Origin of the sequence: Blautia sp. HCP3S3_D9, from assembly GCF_052063845.1 — a bacterium.
Lineage (GTDB): Bacteria > Bacillota > Clostridia > Lachnospirales > Lachnospiraceae > Blautia_A.
Map to the genome: position 1 here is coordinate 41,436 of NZ_JBQHWS010000008.1, position 23,824 is coordinate 65,259.

At 43.8% G+C, this 23,824-nt stretch carries 18 protein-coding genes and 1 pseudogene; 2 read left to right on the forward strand and 17 right to left on the reverse strand.

The genetic code is table 11. The features are described from left to right. Positions 1 to 62: 62 nt before the first annotated feature. The 3 genes from recD2 to ACTNES_RS03435 all read right to left on the reverse strand — a co-directional run bounded on the left by recD2 (position 63) and on the right by ACTNES_RS03435 (position 3,811). Positions 63 to 2,309, reverse strand: coding sequence for an SF1B family DNA helicase RecD2 (gene recD2, locus ACTNES_RS03425; RefSeq protein ID WP_291814815.1), 2,247 nt, complete (start codon positions 2,307 to 2,309; stop codon positions 63 to 65). Between the two features lie 148 nt (positions 2,310 to 2,457). After that, positions 2,458 to 3,447 carry a rod shape-determining protein gene (locus ACTNES_RS03430; RefSeq protein ID WP_216459130.1) on the reverse strand — a complete coding sequence of 330 codons (990 nt, stop codon included), beginning with the start codon at positions 3,445 to 3,447 and terminating at the stop codon, positions 2,458 to 2,460. Positions 3,448 to 3,667: 220 nt separating this feature from the next. Then, a complete protein-coding gene (locus ACTNES_RS03435; RefSeq protein ID WP_334300724.1) occupies positions 3,668 to 3,811 on the reverse strand; it encodes a DUF6783 domain-containing protein in 144 nt (47 codons plus the stop codon). Here ACTNES_RS03435 and ACTNES_RS03440 point away from each other — a divergent pair. Then, positions 3,743 to 3,988: a DUF6783 domain-containing protein gene (locus ACTNES_RS03440; RefSeq protein WP_334305852.1), complete on the forward strand. Its 246-nt coding sequence runs from the start codon at positions 3,743 to 3,745 to the stop codon at positions 3,986 to 3,988. The genes ACTNES_RS03435 and ACTNES_RS03440 overlap by 69 nt on opposite strands. Here the strand turns inward: ACTNES_RS03440 and uvrA are convergent. From uvrA to gpr, 6 genes and pseudogenes are all read right to left on the reverse strand, one after another. Next, positions 3,927 to 6,704: pseudogene (gene uvrA / locus ACTNES_RS03445) on the reverse strand (excinuclease ABC subunit UvrA); the annotation flags it as partial. The gene ACTNES_RS03440 and the pseudogene uvrA overlap by 62 nt on opposite strands. 207 nt (positions 6,705 to 6,911) lie before the next feature. After that, entirely contained in the window at positions 6,912 to 8,054 is a 1,143-nt protein-coding gene (gene hemW, locus ACTNES_RS03450) for a radical SAM family heme chaperone HemW (RefSeq protein ID WP_291805196.1), read from the reverse strand. A 120-nt stretch (positions 8,055 to 8,174) separates the two neighbouring features. After that, on the reverse strand, positions 8,175 to 8,543 hold the full coding sequence (locus tag ACTNES_RS03455) for a hypothetical protein (protein ID WP_291805193.1): 369 nt from the start codon (positions 8,541 to 8,543) through the stop codon (positions 8,175 to 8,177). A gap of 54 nt (positions 8,544 to 8,597) precedes the next feature. Next, positions 8,598 to 10,406 (reverse strand): translation elongation factor 4, encoded by a 1,809-nt coding sequence (gene lepA / locus ACTNES_RS03460; RefSeq protein ID WP_216459126.1) that lies wholly within the window; start codon positions 10,404 to 10,406, stop codon positions 8,598 to 8,600. A 222-nt stretch (positions 10,407 to 10,628) separates the two neighbouring features. Further along, positions 10,629 to 11,933: a stage II sporulation protein P gene (locus ACTNES_RS03465; RefSeq protein ID WP_441038515.1), complete on the reverse strand. Its 1,305-nt coding sequence runs from the start codon at positions 11,931 to 11,933 to the stop codon at positions 10,629 to 10,631. A gap of 162 nt (positions 11,934 to 12,095) precedes the next feature. After that, the gene (gpr, locus tag ACTNES_RS03470) at positions 12,096 to 13,010 is read right to left on the reverse strand and encodes a GPR endopeptidase (RefSeq protein WP_216459124.1); all 915 of its coding nucleotides are present in this window, start codon (positions 13,008 to 13,010) and stop codon (positions 12,096 to 12,098) included. 193 nt (positions 13,011 to 13,203) lie between these two features. On the opposite strand from gpr, the gene rpsT reads away from it, so the two are divergent. Beyond that, the gene (gene rpsT / locus ACTNES_RS03475) at positions 13,204 to 13,467 is read left to right on the forward strand and encodes a 30S ribosomal protein S20 (RefSeq protein ID WP_330635998.1); all 264 of its coding nucleotides are present in this window, start codon (positions 13,204 to 13,206) and stop codon (positions 13,465 to 13,467) included. Positions 13,468 to 13,661: 194 nt separating this feature from the next. On the opposite strand, the gene holA is transcribed toward rpsT, so the two are convergent. The 8 genes from holA to ACTNES_RS03515 form a co-directional block, all read right to left on the reverse strand. After that, a complete protein-coding gene (holA, locus tag ACTNES_RS03480; protein WP_291817790.1) occupies positions 13,662 to 14,657 on the reverse strand; it encodes a DNA polymerase III subunit delta in 996 nt (331 codons plus the stop codon). Positions 14,658 to 14,751: 94 nt separating this feature from the next. After that, on the reverse strand, positions 14,752 to 15,669 hold the full coding sequence (nadA, locus tag ACTNES_RS03485) for a quinolinate synthase NadA (RefSeq protein WP_291805180.1): 918 nt from the start codon (positions 15,667 to 15,669) through the stop codon (positions 14,752 to 14,754). Between the two features lie 33 nt (positions 15,670 to 15,702). Then, the gene (locus ACTNES_RS03490; protein WP_291805177.1) at positions 15,703 to 16,245 is read right to left on the reverse strand and encodes a transcription repressor NadR; all 543 of its coding nucleotides are present in this window, start codon (positions 16,243 to 16,245) and stop codon (positions 15,703 to 15,705) included. Between the two features lie 246 nt (positions 16,246 to 16,491). Next, on the reverse strand, positions 16,492 to 17,349 hold the full coding sequence (gene nadC, locus ACTNES_RS03495) for a carboxylating nicotinate-nucleotide diphosphorylase (RefSeq protein WP_291817793.1): 858 nt from the start codon (positions 17,347 to 17,349) through the stop codon (positions 16,492 to 16,494). Next, positions 17,342 to 18,631, reverse strand: coding sequence for an L-aspartate oxidase (locus ACTNES_RS03500; RefSeq protein WP_441038516.1), 1,290 nt, complete (start codon positions 18,629 to 18,631; stop codon positions 17,342 to 17,344). Before ACTNES_RS03500 ends, nadC begins: the two co-directional genes overlap by 8 nt. A gap of 168 nt (positions 18,632 to 18,799) precedes the next feature. Then, positions 18,800 to 21,244: a ComEC/Rec2 family competence protein gene (locus tag ACTNES_RS03505; protein WP_441038518.1), complete on the reverse strand. Its 2,445-nt coding sequence runs from the start codon at positions 21,242 to 21,244 to the stop codon at positions 18,800 to 18,802. An 18-nt stretch (positions 21,245 to 21,262) separates the two neighbouring features. Beyond that, positions 21,263 to 22,195 carry a GerMN domain-containing protein gene (locus ACTNES_RS03510; RefSeq protein WP_291817799.1) on the reverse strand — a complete coding sequence of 311 codons (933 nt, stop codon included), beginning with the start codon at positions 22,193 to 22,195 and terminating at the stop codon, positions 21,263 to 21,265. Between the two features lie 12 nt (positions 22,196 to 22,207). Continuing rightward, positions 22,208 to 23,632 (reverse strand): sensor histidine kinase, encoded by a 1,425-nt coding sequence (locus ACTNES_RS03515; protein WP_291805165.1) that lies wholly within the window; start codon positions 23,630 to 23,632, stop codon positions 22,208 to 22,210. Between the last annotated feature and the right edge of the window lie 192 nt (positions 23,633 to 23,824).

The following is a 23,824-nucleotide window of genomic DNA, read 5'->3' on the forward strand; positions in this document are numbered from 1 at the left end:
CCGTTTCCCTCTATTTCTTCGCTATTAGGGTACCAACGAATTGATTTCTTCTTTGTTATCTGTTATTCATCTTCCATCGCATTGCTCAGCTCTATGATCCGCTCATCCAGCGCACTGTAACGCTTCTGCTGTTTCTCATTGCGTATCATCTCCGCAAAAGTTTCCTCGCTTCCAACCACAGTCACACACTTTCGTGCTCTGGTCACTGCTGTATAAAGAAGATTCCTGTTCAGCAGCATCTGCGGTCCGGAAAGCAGTGGAAGGATCACTGCCGGATATTCGGAACCCTGAGATTTATGTATTGTAATGGCATATGCCAATTCCAGCTCCTCCAATTGCTTAAAGGAATAAATGGCAAAACGTCCATCCTCAAACTCTACTTCTGCAGTCTCTGCAAACTCATTGATTTCTTTAAGAATTCCGGTGTCGCCATTAAAAACACCCACACCTTTCTCAATGACAATACCGTATCTTCCACGGATTTCCCATTCCATCTGATAATTATTCCTGATCTGCATCACCTTATCTCCGGTACGGAACAGGCGCTCTCCAACTGCTTTCTCCGGCTTGCTCTCCTCCGGTGGATTAAGAAATCTCTGCAAAATCTGATTCAGACGTTCTACTCCCAGAAGTCCCTTCCTCATAGGAGTCAATACCTGTATCTCAAAAGGCTTGGCGTCCACATAATGAGGCAGTTTCTCCTGGATCAGCGCGATCACAACTCTTATGATAATATCTGCATCATATCTTTTCAAAAAGAAAAAGTCACGGCTCTTATTACTGATCTGTACCTGCTCACCTCTGTTGATCTTATGTGCATTTACAACAATATCACTCTCTGAAGCCTGTCTGAAAATCTTTGTCAGCTCCACCACCGGAAAACATCCGCTATGAATAATATCTCTCAGGACATTTCCCGGTCCGACGCTTGGAAGCTGGTTCTCATCTCCTACCAGGATCAGTCTTGTTCCAGTAGTTACTGCAAGAAGAAGGGAATGCATCAGATGAATATCCACCATAGACATCTCATCAATAATGATCACATCTGCCTCCAGAGGATTCTGTGCATTTCTCTCAAATTTAGCAGAACGGCCGTCCCTTTCGTCCTCTGGCATTCCATTGAGTTCCAGAAGACGGTGAATCGTCTGTGCCTCATATCCGGTAGTCTCTGTCATCCTCTTGGCAGCACGTCCGGTAGGCGCTGCAAGCCGGAGTTCTGCTCCTTCTGCTTCAAAAAAGCGGATGATCGCATTGATCGTAGTTGTTTTACCTGTACCTGGTCCACCGGTCAGAATAAATAAACCATGACTTGCAGCCTCTGTAACCGCTTTCTTCTGCATTTCATCCAGAACTGTTCCTGTATCTTTCTCGATCATCTCAATCCTGTGCTGAACAAACTTCTCATCCTCCGGACACAGAATATTCAACTCATTAAGCATACGGGCAGTATTTAATTCCAGATAATAATACTGTGCAGGATAGACAATGGTTTCCCCGTTCTTCTCCTTCAATAACAGCTTTCTGTCAATGACCATGTCCATCAGATGCTTCTCCATATAAGACGGATCTACTCCCAGAAGGCGGGAACATCTTGTAAATAACTGTTCCTTTGGAAGATAGGTATGTCCCTCCCCTGAAGCCTGTAGGAGAGTATACAACATTCCACTTCGGATTCTGTAATCCGAATCTGCATGAATTCCAATCCTGGCAGCAATCTCATCTGCAATTTTAAAACCTACACCTGAAATATCCTCTGCCAGTCTGTAAGGATTCTCCTGGAGCACTGTATAAACAGACTCTTTGTATTTCTGGTAAATTTTTGCTCCCAGATTCAGAGAAATCCCATATTTCTGTAAAAAGATCATAGCCCTTCGCATATCTGTTTTCTCGGACACCTGTGTTGCAATCTCTCTGGCCTTCTTTTCGCTGATTCCTTTCACTTCCGCCAGTCGTTCCGGTTCTTCTTCCACAATACGCAACGTATCTTCTCCAAACCTGCGTACGATTCTGGCAGCCAGAGCAGCACCAATTCCTTTAATCGCTCCAGACCCCAGATAACGTTCTATCCCATCTGTATCCTCAGGCATTTTCTCTACAAAAGAACTGATCTGGAACTGCTTTCCATACACCGGATGATGGGTATACACGCCTGTTGCTTCAATAGATGCTCCCTGAGTGATTGATGGAAAACTCCCGACACAGGTTAATTCCGTATCTTCTTTCGTATCTTTTAAAACCATGACTGTATATCCATTATCTTCATTTCTAAAAATAATATGATCTATGTATCCTGTAATCGTTTCGCTCATGTATTTTTTCCTGCACCTCCCGCTCCCCAAAACTTTTACTGTTCACTCCGTACCCGGCAAGATACTACACAGGATATTAACAATGAACAATAATCAAAAATCTTTTACACAACACAAAAAGGCACTGCAACATGCAGTACCTCCTGCTTTATCCATCAAAACGTGCCATTACCTCTGCGTACTTACCTGTTCCCACTGCAACTACGCTCATTGCATCCTGAACCGTCAGTGTACTCACTCCTGTTCTCTGCTCGATCAGTGTATCCATTCCATGAAGAAGTGCACCGCCGCCTGTAAGCACAATTCCTCTGTCTACAATGTCCGCTGCCAGTTCCGGAGGTGTCTTCTCCAGAACTCCATGTACAGTCTCTACAATCTGGGTAGTAGAATCCTTCAATGCCACACGGATCTCCTCTGATGTAAGTGTCACCGTCTTCGGCAGACCTGTGATCACATTTCGTCCCTTCACTTCCATTGTTCTTGGATTGGATTCTTCACTGGCTGTTCCGATCTGTATTTTGATCTTCTCTGCCATATCCTCACCGATAAAAAGTCCATGGCTCTTTCTCACATAATTCAGGATTGCCTGATTAAAAGTATCCCCCGCAACCTTTACAGAAGCAGAAACTACAACTCCTGCCAGTGAGATAACTGCAACATCAGATGTTCCGGCTCCAATATCCACAACCAGATTACCAAAAGGTTTCGTCACATCTACCCCAGCTCCGATTGCTGCTGCAATAGGCTCCTCTACCATATAGACATCCCTGGCTCCTGCCTGATAAGTCGCTTCTTCTACTGCCTTTCGTTCAATCTCTGTAATTCCACTCGGAACACAAATACTGATCCTCGGCTTGCGAAACGCTCTCCTTCCGATTGCCCTGGATATAAAATATTTCAGCATTTTCTCTGTAACTGTATAATCAACGATCACGCCCTGTCTGATCGGCCGGATAATCTCCAGATCTGAAGTAATCCTTCCCTCCATCATACGGGCTTCCTCTCCGATTGCCCGGATCTTCTCTGTATTCTTATCATAAACTACAATAGAAGGTTCATTTAACACAAGTCCTCTTGTTGTAGAATAAGCCAGACTATTCCTGGTTCCCAGGTCAATTCCAATATCAGTTGCCGGCATGGAAATCCCCTTTCTGTTCTTACATTCTTAATATCCTGTTGCCATTTATAGTAATCCCTGTAAATCATGTATTTACGACAGTTCAACAAAGTATTTTCACTCTCTGATAAACAAGATTAAAATACATTATTTTAGATGATCGTTACTTATTCCGCAGTCCACGATGAAGGTACTGAACAGTTACGATGATTGCTATAATTCGGTCAGATAATCGCTTCTATTATATACAACTTCCTGCCAAAAGAAAAGCCCCAGAGCGTGTTTGAAAAAGACTTTCTGCAAGATGTGCGTCACAATTTGTGGGAGATTTTGTTCGGATGAGGGCGTCGTAGCGGGCTACGACAACCGAATTCGGGCAAAATATACCGCAAAGTGGGGCGTGCAGATTGCGGGAATGATTTTTCAAACACGCTCTAATCTTCCAGATATTTTTTTACATATTTTCCAGTATAAGAGACTGGTGACTGTGCGATTTCCTCCGGAGTTCCCTGTGCTACCACAGTGCCTCCCTTGTCACCGCCCTCCGGACCAATATCAATAATATAGTCCGCTGTCTTGATCACATCCAGATTATGTTCGATCACAACTACTGTATTACCGCCCTCTGACAGACGCTTCAGAATCTCTACCAGTTTGTGCACATCTGCAAAATGAAGTCCGGTTGTCGGCTCATCCAGGATATAGATCGTCTTACCTGTACTTCTCTTACTCAACTCTGTCGCAAGTTTAATTCTCTGCGCCTCTCCTCCGGAAAGTTCTGTGGACGGCTGTCCCAGCCGGATATAGGAAAGCCCTACATCATACAGTGTCTGGATCTTTCTTTTAATAGAAGGAACATTTTCAAAAAATGTTAATGCTTCCTCTACTGTCATATTCAGCACATCATAGATACTCTTATCCTTATATTTCACTTCCAGGGTCTCTCTGTTATATCTTCTGCCTTTGCAGACCTCACATGGTACATAGACATCCGGGAGGAAATGCATCTCGATCTTGATGATACCATCACCACTGCAGGCTTCACACCTGCCGCCCTTTACATTAAAGCTGAAACGTCCTTTCTTATATCCTCTTGCCTTGGCATCTGCTGTTGCAGCAAAAAGATCACGGATCTGGTCAAACACGCCTGTATAAGTTGCAGGGTTCGATCTCGGTGTACGTCCGATCGGTGACTGGTCAATATTGATTACCTTGTCCAGCTGGTCCACCCCAAGGATATCCTTGTGCTTACCAGGGATCACTCTTGCGCGGTTCAGATCTCTTGCAAGATGTTTATAAAGGATCTCATTGATCAGAGAACTCTTGCCCGAACCTGAAACACCGGTAATGCAGGTCATAATTCCAAGAGGAATCTTCACATCAATATTCTTAAGATTGTTCTCCGCCGCTCCCTTAATGGTCAGGAAACCAGTTGGCTTACGTCTCTCTGCTGGTACCGGAATCTTCAATTTCCCACTCAGATAGGCACCTGTAACTGAATTCTCATTCTTCATCAGATCCTCGGCAGTTCCCATGGCAACCAATTGTCCTCCATGTTCTCCTGCTCCAGGTCCGATATCTACAATACAGTCTGCTGCACGCATAGTATCTTCATCATGTTCCACAACGATCAGACTGTTTCCAAGGTCACGCAGTTTCATCAGAGAACTGAGAAGTCTGTCATTATCTCTCTGATGAAGACCAATACTTGGCTCATCCAGAATATAGGCAACACCTACCAGTCCGGAACCGATCTGTGTAGCCAGACGAATTCTCTGTGCTTCACCTCCGGAAAGAGTTCCGGTAGCACGTCCCAGAGAAAGATAATCCAGACCTACATCTGACAAAAAGCTTACTCGCGCTTTGATCTCCTTCAGAATCTGCTTGCCGATAAGCTGCTGCTGTTGCGTAAGCTGCATATCTGCAAGAAAGGCCTTCAGCTTCTCTATAGAAAGGTTCGTGATCTCATAAATATTCTTATCCGCAACAGTCACTGCCAGAGACGCTTTCTTCAATCGCTGACCCTTACAGGTTTTACACGGAGTGATCTGCATGAAAGATTCATACTCCTGCTTCATGGTATCTGAACCAGTCTCTCTGTAACGCTGCTCCACATTTCGGATGAGTCCGGGGAATGCCACATCATAAACACCCTCTCCGCGCTGTCCCTTATAATAAACCTTAACGGAATGTCCGTTCGTTCCGTTGATCAGAATATCCTTGATTTTCTCCGGATAATCTTCAAATGGTGTTGCCAGACTGAAATCATACTCTCTGGCAAGTGCATCCAGGATTGCCCGTGAAAAGCTTCCCTCACTTGTACAGGACTGCCATCCGGTTACCGCAATCGCTCCTTCCAGGATGCTTAAAGATTTATCCGGGATCATCAGGTCAATATCAAATTCCATCTTATATCCAAGTCCCAGACAGTCCGGGCAGGCACCAAACGGATTATTGAAGGAGAAACTTCTCGGCTCAATCTCATCAATGCTCACTCCACAATCCGGGCAGGAAAAACTCTGGCTGAAATTATGAATATTTCCATCCATGGTATCTACCATGAGAAGTCCGTCTGCCAGTTCCAGTACGGTCTCAATAGAATCTGAAAGTCTCTTCTCAATTCCCGGTTTCACGATCAGACGGTCTACCACGATCTCAATGTTATGCTTGATATTCTTATCCAGACTGATTTCCTCAGAAAGCTCATACATATTTCCGTCAATCTGCACACGGACATAGCCGCTTCGCTTCGCATGGTCCAGAAGTTTGACATGAGTTCCCTTACGACCTCTTACAACAGGCGCCAACAGCTGAATCTTTGTTCTCTCCGGAAAAGACATGATACTGTCTACCATCTGGTCAACTGTCTGCTTCTTAATCTCTCTGCCGCACTTCGGACAATGCGGAATTCCTACTCTGGCATAGAGAAGTCTGAAATAGTCATAAATCTCTGTCACAGTACCCACTGTAGAACGCGGGTTGCGGTTAGTTGACTTCTGGTCAATGGAAATCGCCGGCGGCAGACCTTCAATACTCTCTACATCTGGCTTCTCCATCTGGCCAAGGAACTGTCGCGCATAGGAAGACAGAGACTCCATATAACGTCTCTGTCCTTCTGCATAAATAGTATCAAAAGCCAGTGAAGACTTCCCGGAACCGCTCAGTCCGGTGAGTACTACAAACTTATCTCTCGGAATATCAACACTTAAATTCTTAAGATTATTAACATTCGCTCCTCTGATCCTGATAAATTGTTTCTTTGATATATCTGCGGCCATGTCTGCCTCCGTTTCTTATTCATTCTTGTCTGAATCCGTTATAATATCTAAGTAAAAAAGTTATCTGTACCGTGTTTACAGGATAAAATGTAACTGTTTAGTACCTTCACAGTTACGAGTCAAAATCCATTGAAAATCGCCTGCGGCGATGGGATTTTGACTTGTATGTCTCCAGTATAATATAAGAACATTTGTTCGTCAAGGCGTTTACAGCAAAAATTCTGCCATAACGGAATTACTCACATGAATTCCTTCCCTGCTCAGAAAGACTCTGCCGTCTTTCTCCTCAAGCAGCTTCATAGATTTATATTTCTTCAGAACTTCTCCATAGATTTCCTCGATCGGGCATCCGAAATTTTGCTCAAAATCCGTCTTTGCAATTCCCCCTGTCATACGAAGTCCCAGAAACATAAATTCTGCCATTTCATCCTCTCTGGTAAGAACCGGTTCCTTTTCCCGGATCAGCTCCGGACGGCTGCTGTTTTGCAGATATATTTCTCTGTCAGCTGTATTTGCAAAACGTTCCTTTCCATAAAGTGAAGACGCGCCCAGTCCAAATCCCAGATAGTCCTGTCTGGTCCAGTATCCTATATTATGTCTGCAGGCTCTGCCGTCTTTCGCATAATTGGAAATCTCATACTGTTCAAAACCATACTCTCTCAGAATCCGTGCAGTTGCTTCATACATATTATATTCGGTATCTTCATCTGGCAAATTCAGTTTTCTGGATGCAAAAGGAGTACCTTCTTCAATGATCAGGCTGTATGCTGAAATGTGCTCCGGTTCCAGTTCTGCTACAGTGCACAGATTTTTTTCCCATCCTTCATAAGTCTGGTCTGGAATCGCACTCATTAAGTCAATGTTGATATTATCAAAACCGACATCTCTTGCATTCTTATAGGTTTCCAGAAACTGCCCGTAATTATGAATCCTGCCGAGAATTTTTAACTCCCTGTCATCCGGGGACTGCAGACCGATACTCATACGGTTGATCCCATAAGATCTGTATGCCCGGAGTTTCTTCCTGTCTGCAGTTCCGGGATTTACCTCAATCGTAATCTCCGCGTTATTCTCTATCAGAAATTTTTCTCTTATTTCATTCAGGATTTCTCCGATAAATCTCGCATCCAAAACAGAAGGAGTGCCTCCTCCAATAAATATAGAGGATACACTCCTTCCCTTACCTTCCTTTACTGCATGGATTTCTTCAATCAGAGCCTGCACATAGGCATCCTGCTCCTTCGGACCGGACGGTCCTGACAAGAAATCACAGTAGTCGCATTTCTTTATACAAAACGGAATGTGGATGTAAATTTCCATGGGAGAGCCTGTTATGTCTCTAATTTCCATTTCCATCTCCTGTCACATTTTAAAAATCTGAGTCAAAAATCTGTTCATGCCTGCACGATAAGACTTTTGAACTCGGGACACGAAGCTATACCTTTCATTTCTCCATATAGATATAACTGATCAGTATCCATCTGTACTGTTATCGCCAGGTTCAGCACTATCCTGTGTATCGTCCGTGTTGTCAGATTCACTACTATCTTCAGTGCTGTCTGTATTTATATTGATATTACTACTGCTGTCAGAAACTGTTTCTGCTGATGTATTCTGATCTGCAAGATATTCATTGACCATCATCATATTTCCATTTGTCACAACAGCATCTGAACTGACCTGATCCGGAGCCAGTGTCGGAGTAACCTCCGGTGCTACACTGATCTGGATTACCTGAGAAGAGGCTTCATCTACCTCTTTCTTTTTTCCACATCCGGAGAGAAGCGCACAGCTCAAGATCATACATAGCGCAATTACTGCAAAATTGTTTTTCTTCATATTATATATCAACTCTCTGTCATAGTATCACTGCTGTCTGCAACTGTGATACTTTTATTTATCATCAAGTTTCAATACACTCATAAATGCCTTCTGCGGAATTTCCACATTTCCTACCTGGCGCATACGTTTCTTACCTTCCTTCTGCTTCTCCAGAAGTTTCTTCTTACGGGAAATATCACCACCATAGCACTTGGCAAGTACGTCTTTACGCATGGCTCTTACAGTCTCTCTGGCAATGATCTTGCTTCCGATCGCTGCCTGAATCGGGATTTCGAAGAGCTGACGCGGAATTTCTTCTTTCAGCTTCTCGCACATCTTACGTCCACGCTCATAAGCAGTGTCTGCATGTACGATAAATGAAAGAGCATCCACTTCTTCTTTATTTACCAGGATATCCAGTTTCACAAGTTCGCTGCGCTCATATCCACAGAGTTCATAATCCAGGGAAGCATAGCCTCTGGAACGGGATTTCAGAGCATCAAAGAAGTCATAGATAATCTCATTTAACGGAAGTTTATATTTCAGAAGCGCACGTGTTTCTTCCATATAATCCATTCCGATATACTGGCCTCTTCGTTCCTGGCAGAGATCCATGATTGCACCGATAAATTCTGTTGTTACCATAATCTCAGCATTTACCATTGGTTCTTCCATGTATTCGATTTCTGACGGATCCGGCAGATTACTTGGGTTTGTCAGATTGATGACTTCGCCGTTTGTCTTGTGTACTTTGTAAATAACACCTGGTGCTGTAGTTACAAGGTCAAGGTTATATTCTCTTTCCAGACGTTCCTGAATGATCTCCAGATGAAGAAGTCCGAGGAAACCGCAACGGAAACCGAAACCAAGGGCTACAGATGTTTCCGGTTCATAGAAAAGGGAAGCATCATTGAGCTGAAGTTTCTCAAGTGCATCTCTTAAGTCTCCGTACTTGGCACCGTCTGCAGGATATAATCCGCAGTATACCATCGGGTTTACTTTCTTATATCCCGGAAGTGCTTCTGCGCATGGTCTTTCTTTATCTGTTACTGTATCACCTACACGGGTATCGCCAAGGTTCTTGATGCTGGCTGTGATGTAGCCTACCATACCTGCTGTCAGCTCATCGCACGGAATGAACTGGCCTGCGCCGAAGTATCCTACTTCTACGACTTCTGTTGTGAATCCGGTTGCCATCATATGGATCTGGGTGCCTCTCTTGACACGACCGTCCATGACACGGCAGAATACGATAACTCCTTTGTATGCATCATAAACAGAGTCAAAGATCAATGCTTTCAGCGGAGCGTTTACATCTCCGTGTGGTGCAGGGATCTTGGTTACAATCTGCTCCAGGACTTCTTCTACGTTGAGGCCTGTTTTGGCTGAGATTCTTGGCGCATCGTGGGCTTCAAGGCCGATGACGTCTTCGATCTCGTTTACTACACGATCCGGTTCTGCGCTTGGCAGGTCGATTTTGTTGATGACTGGAAGTACATCAAGGTCATGATCCAGTGCAAGGTATACGTTTGCAAGTGTCTGAGCCTCGATTCCCTGTGCAGCGTCTACTACAAGGATTGCACCATCGCAGGCAGCAAGGCTTCGGGATACTTCGTAGTTGAAGTCGACATGTCCTGGGGTGTCAATAAGGTTAAAGATATATTCTTCGCCGTCTTTGGCTTTGTATACGATTCGGACTGCCTGGGATTTGATGGTGATTCCTCGTTCTCGTTCGAGATCCATGTTATCAAGAACCTGAGACTGCATCTCACGTTCGGTCAGGGTACCGGTCATTTCGATGATTCGGTCGGCAAGGGTGGATTTGCCGTGGTCTATATGTGCAATAATGCAGAAATTTCTGATTTTACTCTGATCTATCATTCAGGAATTCCCTCCTACTATTTCCTGTTCTCTCCCATTATACACCGGAAATATCTGTCTGCTGATGGATTATTCCGGCTTTGGACTACTCTGATTGGTTAATTGCTAATTAAGAATTATATCACAGCTCCAGTTACTTTGTCACGTATTTATTACGCTCTGAAAATTACAATAAAAGTTCTATTGTAATTGCTCAGATATTTACAAGTCAAAGTCCATTTGCTACCCCTGCAGTACCCTATTGAGAATATCCGCAAAGGGCTCCATAGCATTCTTCACTTCCTGAACTGTGTTGGTCTGGGCACCGGCCTCCAGAAGAATGGAGCGTGGACGTAAGTGGAGGTTATAGCGGTAGCCTGCAAGGTAGATTCCCCGATAGAATTCGGGATAGTATTGTGCAGCCTGGTATTCTAATTGAAATGAGAATGCCAGGTTTTGCTGTATGTAGGGGTTCGGCAGATAATCTAGCGAACCTTTGGTGACTGTGTAACTCAGTCCATTATAAAAAAGGATCTGGGCAGTTGGTTTTCCGTTCATGTCTGTTACAAGGTGGCGATCTTCGGGGACACCGTCTCGATGAAGGTCGATAATGACCTGAATGTCAGGGTGTTCCTGCAAATACAGCTCAAGATAGTCCCGGGCGTAATCGTAGGCTGCGCTGCGGTCAAGGTCACCGGATTCCATGTCAAACTGCTCTTTGATGTGATCAACCTTATAGCCATAGTTTTCAGTGAGAAGCTGGGTCAGGTAGTCTCCGACTCCTACTATGGTGTCTGCTTCTTCGCCTTCTCTGGAATCTGCGAAGGTTTCCTGAGAATGGCTGTGGTAGATCAGAATCTGAGGGGTTTCTGTGTCTTTGGAAATTCCGAAGTCCTGCTGGAGGAAGTCTTCTGCATTGATCTGGACGGCATCTGCTTCTGTGTTGGAATCTACAATATAGAATTGTCCCAGCAGATAGTTATAGTCTGCGAGTTTTGCCGGAGACAGGTCAATTTCCGGATGTGGGATCGCTGCTGCCAAAGTTTCTGTGGAATCGTGAAGATCTGGTTCGTCAGGTTCTGGTGACTCCTGAATTGTTTCAGAGTGGTCTGCCGCCTCTGATGCAGGTGTTATTTCAGTAGCAGATATCTCCTCGGGTATAGGTGTTTCCTCTGGCGTAGCTGTTTTTTCCGGCGCAAGTGTTTCCTCCGGTATAGCTGTTTTTTCCGGCATAGCTGTTTCTTCCGGTACAATTGTCTCTTCTGTCACTGCGTTTTCTTCCGGTTCAGGTGTTGTTTTCTCATTCTCAGCCACAAGCTGTTCAGACCTGGCGCATTCACCGAGATATTTTCCATTTTCTCCTGCGATTTTTTCATAAGTTTCCCTGTCTTCATAGGAAGATACCTGGGTCTTTTTTTCCAGAAAGCGGTACAAGGGCAGATGCCTGTACACATTTTCTCCTGTAAAAAGCGCTCCCGGCAGGATTGCCAGCGAAGCAAAAAAGCACAAGCTCAGCACAATGCAGAACGCTTTCTGAAAGTTTGTCACATGGATCACCTCTTGACTTATCCTATGTCCATGTTTTCTCATTTATACACAGTTCCTGCTGCCAGGTATTTAACCAAATCAAGCAATTGGTGGGGAATTGCTGTTCACTCCATCCTCAGTAATACACTTCGCGGGATAGTTGCATGTGAACAGTAATAATATCTATTCACTGATTTCCTCAAACGCCATGTTCAGACCTTCTGAAATCGTAAAACTTAAATATTTTACTGTCTCGTCTACATCTTTCGGAGTTACAAACATGGTATGAAGGTGCGGTGCGATCATTTCCTCCAAAAATTCTTTCTGTTCCGTCTCCTCCAGTGTGTCCAGCAAATGTGCCATGGAATCATGGACAATAGTTGCTGCATCTACTACTGTTGGAACCCCGATTCCGATTACTTTGACCTGAAGGTTTTCCTCTGTAAGCCCTACTCTGTGATTGCCTACGCCAGAACCTGGATTGATGCCGGTATCTGTGATCTGGATGGTGCGGTTCAAGCGTCTGGTGCTTCTAGCTGCCAGAGCATCAATGGCGATAACTACATCCGGTTTTGTCTCCGCCACGATTCCCTGAATAATTTCTGAAGTTTCCATTCCTGTTTGCGCCATGACTCCGGGGATGATCCCGCTGATGCGGTGCATTTTTTCTTTTCCAAGACTCTGGAGACCGTATTCACGGATCATATGTCTGGTAATATGAAGGTTCTCTACTACATGGGGGCCCAGTGAATCTGCAGTGATAGCAGAATTTCCCAGACCTACAACAAGGATCGACTGCTCCCGTTCCAGATTCATAAGTTTTTGAAGATGACGCATGATTTCCTGTGAAATCTCTCTGTGATAGTCCTCGTCATGGACAGAAAGTCCAGGTGCTTCAATGGTAATATAATTTCCCTGGGGACGACCCATTGTACGTGCACCGTTTTCTGTGGTGATTTTTACTACTGTTGTGCGGATATCTTTTTCTTCATTATAGTCTTCCTGAACTTCCACGCCGCGTACTTCCACATTTTCCTCTGTAAACCTTTCTGTTGCCTCCAGTGCCAGGTCTGTTCTTATGCCATAACTTCCCAACATTTCCTCTTCCTCCCGCATTTTTATTGTGATTGTCTTATTAACTATATTTTTAGCTTTTTTTACAGAAATATGTATTGACAAAAAAGACTATTTGGGATAATATATATAAGCATGTTCATAGAAGCGCCCGTGTCTGTTTCTATGACAGGAGTATAATTAATATTTTTATTGAATTAAATTGGAGGTGTACGAATTGGCTAACATTAAATCTGCTAAGAAAAGAATTTTAGTAAACAGAACAAAAGCTGCTAGAAACAAATCTATCAAATCCGCAGTTAAGACTTCTATCAAGAAAGTTGAAGCAGCAGTAGCAAACAAAGATAAAGCAGCTGCAGAAGTAGCATTAAAAGATGCTGTTTCCACAATCAGCAAAGCTACATCTAAAGGTGTTTATCATAAAAACAACTGTGCAAGAAAAGTTGCTCGTTTAGCTAAAGCTGTTAACAGCATTGACTAATCATAGATTGAATTTTTAATTATAAGCTTATAATTAAAAGGACAGCCATTACCGTCATGTGGCTGTCTTTTTTATTGTCTGTTATTTCACACAAAATTTCCGGCAGAATATGCGATATCTATACAGGCATCTCATATTCTGCCGGAAGTTTTTGTATTATCATAAATTTGACTCAATCTTAAATCTGCACATTTTTAACCCGCATTACTCACCTTACTGCTATATTTAATAATCAGCAGTTCTACGCTCAGTTTATCTTCCAGACGTCCCGTTTTTACGGATTCCTCTGCATCTACAAAATCTTTGATTGCTTGTTCCAGTTCTGATATAGTGTAGGCTCTGGCGCAGGATGCAATGTTTCGCACTGCAAAGCTGGGTACTCCCAGTTTCGATTCCATCTCCTGTTGTGCCAGCCCTGCCTCGGCAAACTGTTTTACCTGAAGCAGCTGACGGTACTGTTTCGCAAGGAGGAACAGAATTCTCATTGGCGGTTCTTTCAACGTCAGCAGATCATAGTAAAGATCCAGTGCACGTTTCTGATTCTTCTCTGTTACTGCACGGACCATATCAAAGATTCTGTTGGTGGTCTGGGTCGTGCATATTTCTTCGATATCCTCTGCAGTTACCACATCTCTGCCTTCTGTGTAGCAGATCAGTTTCTCCAGTTCCATTCTGAGATTTCCCATGTCTGTTCCTGTCTTTGTAAGCAGGAGTTCCATATCTCTCTGTGTAATCTTCTTTCCTGCTTTTCCAAGAATTCCTGCTGCCCAGCGCATCAAAGTTTTCTCGTCCTGTCTGGCAAATTCTGCGATCGTGCCGCAGGCTTTTACCGCTTTATACATACGGTTTCGTTTATCCACTTCGGATTCCACAAAGACCATGCACAGATAATCCGGCAGTTCTTTCATATAGTCTGCCAGCTCTTCACTCTTGTTCTTAAAGAAACCAGTATCTTCCAACAGGATTACTCTCCGGTCTGCAAAGAATGGCATAGTTTCGCAGAGATCGATCAGTTGTTTAACATCAACGCCTTTTCCTTCATAATGATTGAAATTCATAGTGTCGCCATCCGGATTCAATGCCTTCACCAGATTATGCTTGTACTGCTGCTTCAGATATGCTTCATCTCCATACAGAAGATATGCCTGTTTGAAATTACCTGATTTAATGTCTGCCTGTATATTCTTCAATTTTCTACCCCTGATCTGTTTTCATATTCTCTCAATATTACTTATTGTACCAATTCCATGCAATAATAGCCAGTAGAAAATTGCTATACTAAATTCAGCCGCCCAGTTCTACCATTCTGTGAATGCATCTTCCGGCACCATCCATGACATTCTGTGGAAGGAAGATTTCTTCTCCACCCTCTCCTTTAAGACAGTTATAGATATCCATAAGGGTTGTAACTTTCATGTTCATGCAGGTAAGCTGCACAGTAACCGGATAGAATTTCTTATCAGGACAAGCGAACTGGAGATGTTCTACGATGCTGTTTTCTGTTCCGATAATAAATTCTCTGTGATCGGATTTTTGGGCAAATTCCATGATTCCTGTTGTAGAACCTACAAAATCTGCCTGTTCTACTACTTCCTGACGGCATTCCGGGTGTACCAGGAAAAGGGCATCCGGGTGTTCTGCGCGGGCATTTTCTACATCTTTTGCACTTACTACGATGTGTCTCGGACATCCGCCTCTGTAGAATTCAAATGTTTTCTCTGGGAGTTTTTCTGCTACATAATGCCCCAGATTACGATCCGGGATAAATAAGATATTATCCTGTTCCAGTTTTCTGCAGATTTCCACTGCCGAAGAGGAAGTAACACATACATCACATTCTGTTTTAAGTTCTGAAGTTGTGTTGATGTAGGCAACCACTGCATGATCCGGATACTGTGCTTTTAATTCACGCAGGCTTTCCAGATCAAGTTGTTCTGCCATCGGACAGCCAGCTGCCGGATTTGCAAGCCATACTCTTTTTTCAGGGCTTAATATTTTACATGTTTCTGCCATGAAGCGGACCCCGCACATGATCACGCCGCTGCAGTCTCTTTTGGAAGCCTGTACGCTCAGTCCATAAGAATCGCCTGTATAGTCTGCCACTTCCAGGATTTCCTGGCCCTGATATGCGTGTGCAAGGATACAGATATCCTTTTCTTTTTTCATGCGCAGGATTTCCTGCTGAATTTCTGCTATTGTCATTGTTTTAATTCCTTTTTCCTGATTCTGTTTTCATTATTCCTGTTTCTCTTTTTCCCATGGCTGAAGCGGAGCAATAAATCCTGCTTTCGCCAGCTGTTCTCCGATCAGGTCCAGTCTTTCCTGGCTGGAAGCTTCTACCAGATGATAATGATATCCGGAAGTCGCACTGCTTAACACTGTGGAATGGCTGCTGTTGATGGCCTGGACAAATTCATTTACATCCTGTCTGGAACGAATATCCATCTCTGCACTGACACGTCCGTAGACTCTGTGGCTGATGCTGATGTTCTTGACCCGTCCTCCGCAGTCTACGATCAGGTTCAGTTCTTCTGCTGCCTGTTCCTGTCCGTGACGTACTTTAAATTCTCTGGTACATGCAACGTCTTTGTCCTGCTGCAGGACATAGCCTCTGGTAGTGGAGAGGATTCCCGGTGTGGACGCCCGTATTACTGCCATATCCTGTACGATCACCTGCCGGCTTACCCCAAACTGTGATGCCAGTGCTCTGGCTGCGATCGGCTTCTCTGCCTGATGAAGGAGTTTTAAAATTTCGTTTCTTCTCTGCGCAGTATTCATAAATACAATCCTTTCTGTAACAATATTCAAGCGGAATCAGGCGGATAAGCTCATATACTTCTCTGCCTGATGTTCATTGATAATATTCCGCGAAATGTTTTCTGTGAGTAAAAATATACTTGTGGGATATCCCACCTGTAGTTCCCTGTAAATACATATTAACAGAAAAAACAGAATATATCACACAAATTTATACGATTCACATAAATCCTGCATACTGACAGAACGGATTATTCCCGATAAGAATCATTCTTCAACTGCGTGAAGATTCTTCATTGAAATATCAAGAATTGGTGCAGAGTGTGTCAAAGCACCGCTGGAAACGAAATCAACACCTGTCTCCAGGATCTTTTTGATATTTTCTTTTGTAATGTTTCCGGAGCACTCTGTCTGCGCGCGGCCTGCGATAAAATCTACAGCTTCTTTCATCATTTCCGGTGTCATATTGTCAAGCATAATGATATCTGCGCCCGCTTCCACGGCCTCTTTTACCTGATCCATTGTCTCAACTTCAACCTCTATCTTACGGACAAACGGTGCATATTCTTTTGCCATAGCTACTGCTTTTGCAACACTTCCTGCTGCTCCGATATGGTTGTCTTTAAGCAGTACCCCGTCTGAAAGGTTGTATCTGTGGTTGCATCCGCCGCCTACACGTACAGCATATTTTTCAAATACACGACAGTTCGGCGTAGTTTTTCTGGTATCAAGAAGTGTCACTTTACTTCCTTCAAGAAGTTTTGCAACCTGGCTGGTATAGGTAGCAATTCCACTCATTCTCTGAAGATAATTCAGCGCTACTCTCTCTCCGGAAAGAAGTACGCGGATATCTCCGGTCACTGTACCAAGAAGATCACCTTTCTTTACTGCATCTCCATCTTTGAAATTAAAATTAATTTCTGTCTTCTCATCTAAAATCTGGAATACTCTTGCATACACATCCAGCCCGGCAATGATCCCATCTTCTTTTGCGATCAGGTCTACGGTTCCCTTGACTGCGCTGCGCATAACTGCGTTTGTGGAAACATCCTCACTTGTAATATCCTCCTGAAGCGCCATACGGATCAGCTGGTCCGCCTGCATTTTCATTGTAATCTCATTCATGGCTCATTCTCATCCTTTCAATTTCATTTAAGACAGCTGTGTGATAGCCGCTCAACAATTCTTCTCTGTTTTCGTATATCTTCATATCAACATCGTCTGCTTTCACATATTCCGGTGTTTCTCCAAATATCATATCATCGGCAGCTTTTCTTGCAAACACTAAAGATTCCAGCAGAGAGTTGCTTGCCAGACGGTTTTTTCCATGAACACCGTTACAGCTTGTTTCTCCGCAGGCATAAAGTCCCTTCATGGAAGTTTTGCTTCCAAGATTAACTTTGATACCGCCCATGAAATAATGCTGGGCTGGAACGACCGGGATCGGCTCTTTTCTTGGGTCAAATCCCTCTTCTATACACTGCTCATAAATGTGTGGAAAATGCTCCATGATCGTTTTCTCACCCAGTGGGCGCATATCTTCCCATACAAATTCTGTTCCGTCTTTTTCCATCTGCTCAAAAATCTTCTGACTCAGTAAATCTCTTGGCTGCAGTTCATTGGTAAAGCGCTGTCCATTTTTGTCATAAAGCAATGCACCTTCTCCTCTAACTGATTCTGAAACCAGAAAACGTCGTCCCGGTTTATGGGAATACAAGGTCGTTGGATGAATCTGTATGTAATCCAGATGTTCCAGTTCCACGTGGTGTTTCATAGCAATTCCCAGACCATCTCCTGCGATATGGGAAAAATTAGTTGAATTTTTGAAAAGTCCTCCAATGCCTCCGCAGGCAAGAACTACAAACTGGGAAAAAACAGGAATTGCCTGTTCATTCTGATCCATCACAATGATCCCGCAGACAGTATTGTCTTTTGAAATCAAGTCTACCATTGTCATGTATTCACAGATTTCTATGTTTTCTCTTGTCTTTGCAGTATTCAGGAGACTCTGTGTAATTTCTTTTCCTGTGATGTCTTCATGGAAAAGAATTCTTGGCTGAGAGTGTGCTCCTTCTCTGGTAAATGCCAGATTTCCCAGTCCGTCTCTCGCGAAATCCACATGATATCGCAAAAGATCTCTGATAATATCGTTGGAACTGCGGATCATCAAATCCACGGCTCTCTTATTATTTTCATAATGTCCTGCACGCATAGTATCTTCAAAATAATTCTCATAGTCCTCTTCTCCGCGCAGCATACAGATTCCTCCCTGTGCCAGAAAAGAATCTGACTGGTCAGCTTCCTGTTTGGTGATCAGAAGAATATTCATTTTTTCCGGGAGATTCAACGCACAGTACAGTCCGGCTGCTCCGGTTCCTACAATAATGGCGTCATAACGTTCTTTCATTTTCTTTTCCTCATGCCGGTATTATACCGGATATTCTTTTTTGTCTGTGCCATTATACTACCTGACTATTTAGGTGTCAAGACACATAAATATACTATTGTAAACTTATATGATGTGTTACTATTTGTTCCATCTGCTCTCAGCAACAAGATTCTATCTGTTTCACTGTTATTCACAGTCAGAATTTTTTCGATAAGTTTTTGCAAAAATATGTTTATGTTTTCTGTATATCATGACTGCCCCTGCATCCTTCGTAATCAACACTTTGCTCCCACTGTTTTCCAGACGCCGCAGAGTATCCGGCGACGGATGTCCGTAAGTGTTCATTGATGAGCAGGAAATCACTGCCAGCTCCGGTTTTACTATGTCAAGGAATTCCTGTCCTGTAGAATATTTTGATCCATGGTGTGCCACTTTAAGAAAGTCCACATCTTCCAGCCATCCATTATGTAACAGCTTTTCCTCTGTTTCCTTTCCGATATCGCCTGTAAAAATCCCTTTGAAATCCCCGCTGGTCATCTCCATCACCATTGCATCTTCATTTACCTCTGTTCCTGACGCCCCGGAAAGCGGCCATAAAACTTCCAGACTGGCCTGCCCATACTTGATCCTGTCGCCAGCTTTTGCATACAGCACCCTTGTTCCTGCTGCCTCTGCCAACTTTATCAGTTCCTGATAATTTTTATTCTCCTGTATGTTCTGCCAGTCTGGAAGAATCAAATTCTCCACACGCAAAACGGTCAGACCTTTTCCAATATATTCCAGAATCTGTCGCACGCCACTGATATGATCTTCGTCTGTATGCGAAATATAAATCCCGTCCAGTCTGGAGATTCCTCTGCTTTTCAGATATGGAAGCAGCTGGTACTGTCCAAGTGCGCTCTTGTTCGTACTGCCACCATCAATCAGAATATTCCACTGATTCTCGATTTCTATTACGATTCCATCACCTTGTCCCACATCCAGACACGCAATGCGAAAATCTTCCCGTGGCTTATATCCGATCAGCAGGATTCCCAGACAGACTGCTGCGGCACATAAGCCGCGAATTCCCCAGACTTTCATAACAGCATATTTACATCGGTTCTGTCTTTTATGGCTTTTATAAACTCCTGAGTTCTGTATTATCTGCATTTCCTTTCCAGAATCTTTCCTATTATACAAATCAGATTCGCACTTCAAAAAACTATCATTATCCACACCGCTCTGCGCAGTCCACCTGTATATCCACACACTCACAGCTAAAATCACATAGTAGCCCACCATTTGACACACCTGCGGCCTTCCGCCTGCCCAGGTACAGAATGACAGTTTTCCTGCCACTGCTGCCAGAAATTCATACCCTTTCAGAATAATCCTGCCCGGAACCACTGTCAGGAATGCACCTCTGCCACTGAATAATCCCACAAGCGCCCCTGCCATTCCACTTCCCAGCACGACCCCCACTGTCGGAAGCACCAGCAGATTCAGAAAAATTCCAAGCACTGATATCTCCCCATAAAACCACAACACCACCGGTAGTGTCGTAAGTTGTACCGTTCCAGAAGCCAGAAATGATTTCCAGAGTGATTTTCCCGTTGATTTCAGGAACACTCTTACGCCTTTATCTTCTGTCTTCCATTGATTTTTTTCTTCTCTGTCCATCACTTCTACGATCAGCGGCCACACACATCCTATCCCAATCACAGAGCCAAAAGACATTAGAAACCCTCCATCCAACAGATACGCCGGATTCTCTACCAGTATCAGAATTGCCGAAGCCGCCATCCCCGTAGGCATATCATAAATCCGTCCCGCAATCTTCGCACCAACCGAAAGCAGGAACATACACACAGCCCGCATGGTTGAAACAGTCCCGCCGGTCATCATCCCATACTGCAGCATGATCACAAGCGATAGCAGCCCTGCAGGCCAGATTCCCAGACCAATCTTTTTCAGAATATTGTACAGTCCCATTCCCAGCAGACTGATATGCAAACCGGAAATCGCCAGAATGTGAATGATCCCCGCCATCTGATACCGCATTTTCAGCTCCGCATCCAGATTGCTCTTATCCCCCAACACAATCGCCTCAAATGCACCAGCCTCATTTCCACAGGCTTTCTCCAAAATTCCCGCAAACTTTTGCTGCATATCAATAAGGAACTGCCCATATGCAGAATGATTCCGCGACTGCTTCTCCACTTTTCCTTTCTTCATCACATAATAAATCCGACGGCATGCATAATACTGTCTGCTGTCAAATTCTCCCGGATTTCCGGGTTCCGGCACTTCTTCCAGCTTTCCGGACACCAAAATAAGACTTCCTGCCAGAAGTTTTTTGCTGTTTTTGTTTCTGTTATTCTCTTTTAAATAAACTCTCACATTATCAATGGAAACTTTTTCAGAATTGTAAATAAGATAAGTATCTTTTAGATATACAGATTGAAACTCTTCATTTTCCTGGCACCTGACCACCTCCCCGCAGATGGTGGATTCCGGGTGCTTTTTAATCCATGTCTGCACAGTCTCTGGCAGTGGATTTCCCCGTATCAGGGAAAATCCAAGCCAGTCTGTCACACACAGAAAAACAACCAGAAGCAGGCACAGGATACACACAGGGCGTCTCCTCACTCTCGCTGCCTCCTTTTTTTATTCTTCGCTTACAATTTTATCATCTTTCTCATAAAAACGATACAGTGCCATCTTGTCACCGAAAGTATCCAGTTTGTCTGAACTTCCAACTGTGATCTGCACTTTGTCGGCCTCCAGCGCATCCAGCAGAGAATTTACTACGGAATAAACCGGAATCTTCTCGGACACATCCAGGGCATAAGAAGAAAATACTCTGTCAAATGCCACATAACAGATCCTGTCCGCAATGGTCACATCCAAAATCTCCGTATTTTCAGGGATCGTCGGATAATGCCCTTTCTCCAGCGGTCCTTTCATCAGCTGCTCCAGTATGATCCGCTCTTTCGGAATACTGCGTTTATACCGTACTGTCCGCTGCTCTTTTACCAGTTTCTTACCATCTTTATCTGTGAAATAAAGGGTAAAAGTATTGCTACAGTAAGCATCCGGTTCACTTCCCGTAAACTCTGCAAAAGTATCTGCTGTCATATCGCCTACAGCCTGACCTCTGGAATCTGTCAGATCTTCATTCTCGATGGTAAATCTCACAGATGTGATCCCCGGAATTTGCAGGAATGTCTTAACAACCCCGGCACGCACGAGAAGTTCCCTTGCACGGCTCATATTGCTGTACTGACTGTTAAAGTTCACAACAAGGGTCTCGCCCTCTATGCTGTAATTCATCTGCACTTCTTCAGTAAGCAGACTGATTCCTGAGGAATCTGCCTCCTTACTGTTCATCCGCTGCATCATATCCTTGAGCAGATACTCCGAAGTGGTCTCTTCCGGGTAATATGCTTCTTTCTGAAGCTGTGTCTCATCAGCATCAATATCATAGAGATGATATGCCGGTTCTTTTTTATTTGAATCTTGGTGTACTTCTATTGAACATCCGGCTGTAAGGAGGCACAACATCAGCACAACTGCGATCATTGAAATCTTCTTTCTCACAAACGGCACCTCCTATGACGGGATATATGACAGAGGAATGCGGACAGAGAATGTAGTTCCCTCTCCCTCTCTGCTGAATACTTTGATTGCTCCATGATGCATCGCAATGGAACTCTTGGTGATTGCCAGTCCAAGACCGGTTCCGCCAATTTCCTTTGAATGGGATTTATCTACACGATAGAAACGTTCAAAGATTCTCTCAATACTATCTTCCGGGATTCCCATACCGGAGTCTGCCACTGTTATATAAAAATATTTATGGTCTGCGTCCAGAGACACGCGGACCCAGCCATCATCTACATTGTATTTGATACCATTCTCAACCAGGTTGCTGATGGCAAGTGTAAACTTCACCTCATCCACATCCGCCTCTACAGGCCGGAAGCAGTCCAGGATCAAGTCAATATTGCGCTTGTCCGCGATCGGACGCAGACGCTTGAGAATATCCTCAAGAAGCTGGTTAATATCCATATGGGTGATATTCACATCTGCTGCTTTCTTGTCCATCTTTACAAGGGAAAGCAGGTCTGTGATGATCTTATTCTCTCTGTCGATCTCTGCAGTGATGTCACTCATAAATTCCTGATAAAGCTCCTCCGGGATTCCCTGCTGTCCTACCAGTGAATCTGCCAGAACCTTCATGGAAGTCAGAGGTGTTTTCAGCTCATGGGACACATTGGATACAAACTCCTGTCTGGATTCGTCCAGGATTTTCATACGATTGACCATCTTGTTGAATGCATCTGTGATCAGCTCTGTCTCTGTATAGTCAGGAACACTGATTTCCTCGTCCAGCACACCATCGGTCAGATCCTCGATAGATTTCGTTACTCTTGCAAGAGGTTTTACCAGAATTGTCGACAACAGCCATGACAGAAATGCGGAAAGCACTACGATGATCCCGATCATCATAACACCCCTCTGTTCCAGTTCATCCAATGTCTGTGCAATGTCCATTGTGGAAACCGTTACCAGCATCACACCCTGAAGTTGCTGAACATCCGGACTCTGGACAGGAACCGCCAGCTCCAGAACTTTACTCTTTGCATCGTAATTGCTTTTTTCTTCACCTTTGAGACACGCCACAGCCAAAGAACTCAAAAGTGTCTTTCCTTCTTCTGTGTGAAACGTATCTCCCACTATCTTAAAATCTCTATCAGCCAGCAGAACTCGTCCGTTATATACATTAGAAAACAGTTCCAGCTTGCTGTTTACAACATCTGAGCTTGTATCATTGAGGTAATTTTCCCTGATGATCAGATTGCTCAGAATCTCACACTGATTGCTCACAGTCTCCGTAAGCATGGAAACCGCACGGTCCTGGTAATTATGAAGCATTGTATAAGTCACAATAACACCTGGCACGATCCCCAGAATGATTAAGATAATCAGAATACGAAAACGCAGACTCCTGAAAAAATTGTTTCTTTTTTTCACCTTTTCAACTCCGTTCTCTTTCTATCTATTCGTAAAACTTTTATTTTCCGAATTGTTATCATCTTATCACAGAAAAAAATGCTTTTCTACGTCTTGGCAAAAAGTAATTTATTATTTTTTACCCAAAAGAAACTTTTATTGCTCTTAAACTGCCTCGTCTGCCTGCCTCCAATAACTATACTCATGAGTTAG

Bases quoted from the DNA above. Each gene is read 5' to 3' on its own strand.
- ACTNES_RS03490 (WP_291805177.1), bottom strand. From the start codon at position 16,245: ATGAATACTGCGCAGAGAAGAAACGAAATTTTAAAACTCCTTCATCAG.
- hemW (WP_291805196.1), bottom strand. From the start codon at position 8,054: ATGGAAATTAGAGACATAACAGGCTCTCCCATGGAAATTTACATCCAC.
- recD2 (WP_291814815.1), bottom strand. From the start codon at position 2,309: ATGAGCGAAACGATTACAGGATACATAGATCATATTATTTTTAGAAAT.
- nadA (WP_291805180.1), bottom strand. From the start codon at position 15,669: ATGACAATAGCAGAAATTCAGCAGGAAATCCTGCGCATGAAAAAAGAA.
- ACTNES_RS03455 (WP_291805193.1), bottom strand. From the start codon at position 8,543: ATGAAGAAAAACAATTTTGCAGTAATTGCGCTATGTATGATCTTGAGC.
- gpr (WP_216459124.1), bottom strand. From the start codon at position 13,010: ATGTTGGGAAGTTATGGCATAAGAACAGACCTGGCACTGGAGGCAACA.
- ACTNES_RS03500 (WP_441038516.1), bottom strand. From the start codon at position 18,631: ATGAAAGAACGTTATGACGCCATTATTGTAGGAACCGGAGCAGCCGGA.
- ACTNES_RS03430 (WP_216459130.1), bottom strand. From the start codon at position 3,447: ATGCCGGCAACTGATATTGGAATTGACCTGGGAACCAGGAATAGTCTG.
- nadC (WP_291817793.1), bottom strand. From the start codon at position 17,349: ATGAATGAGATTACAATGAAAATGCAGGCGGACCAGCTGATCCGTATG.
- lepA (WP_216459126.1), bottom strand. From the start codon at position 10,406: ATGATAGATCAGAGTAAAATCAGAAATTTCTGCATTATTGCACATATA.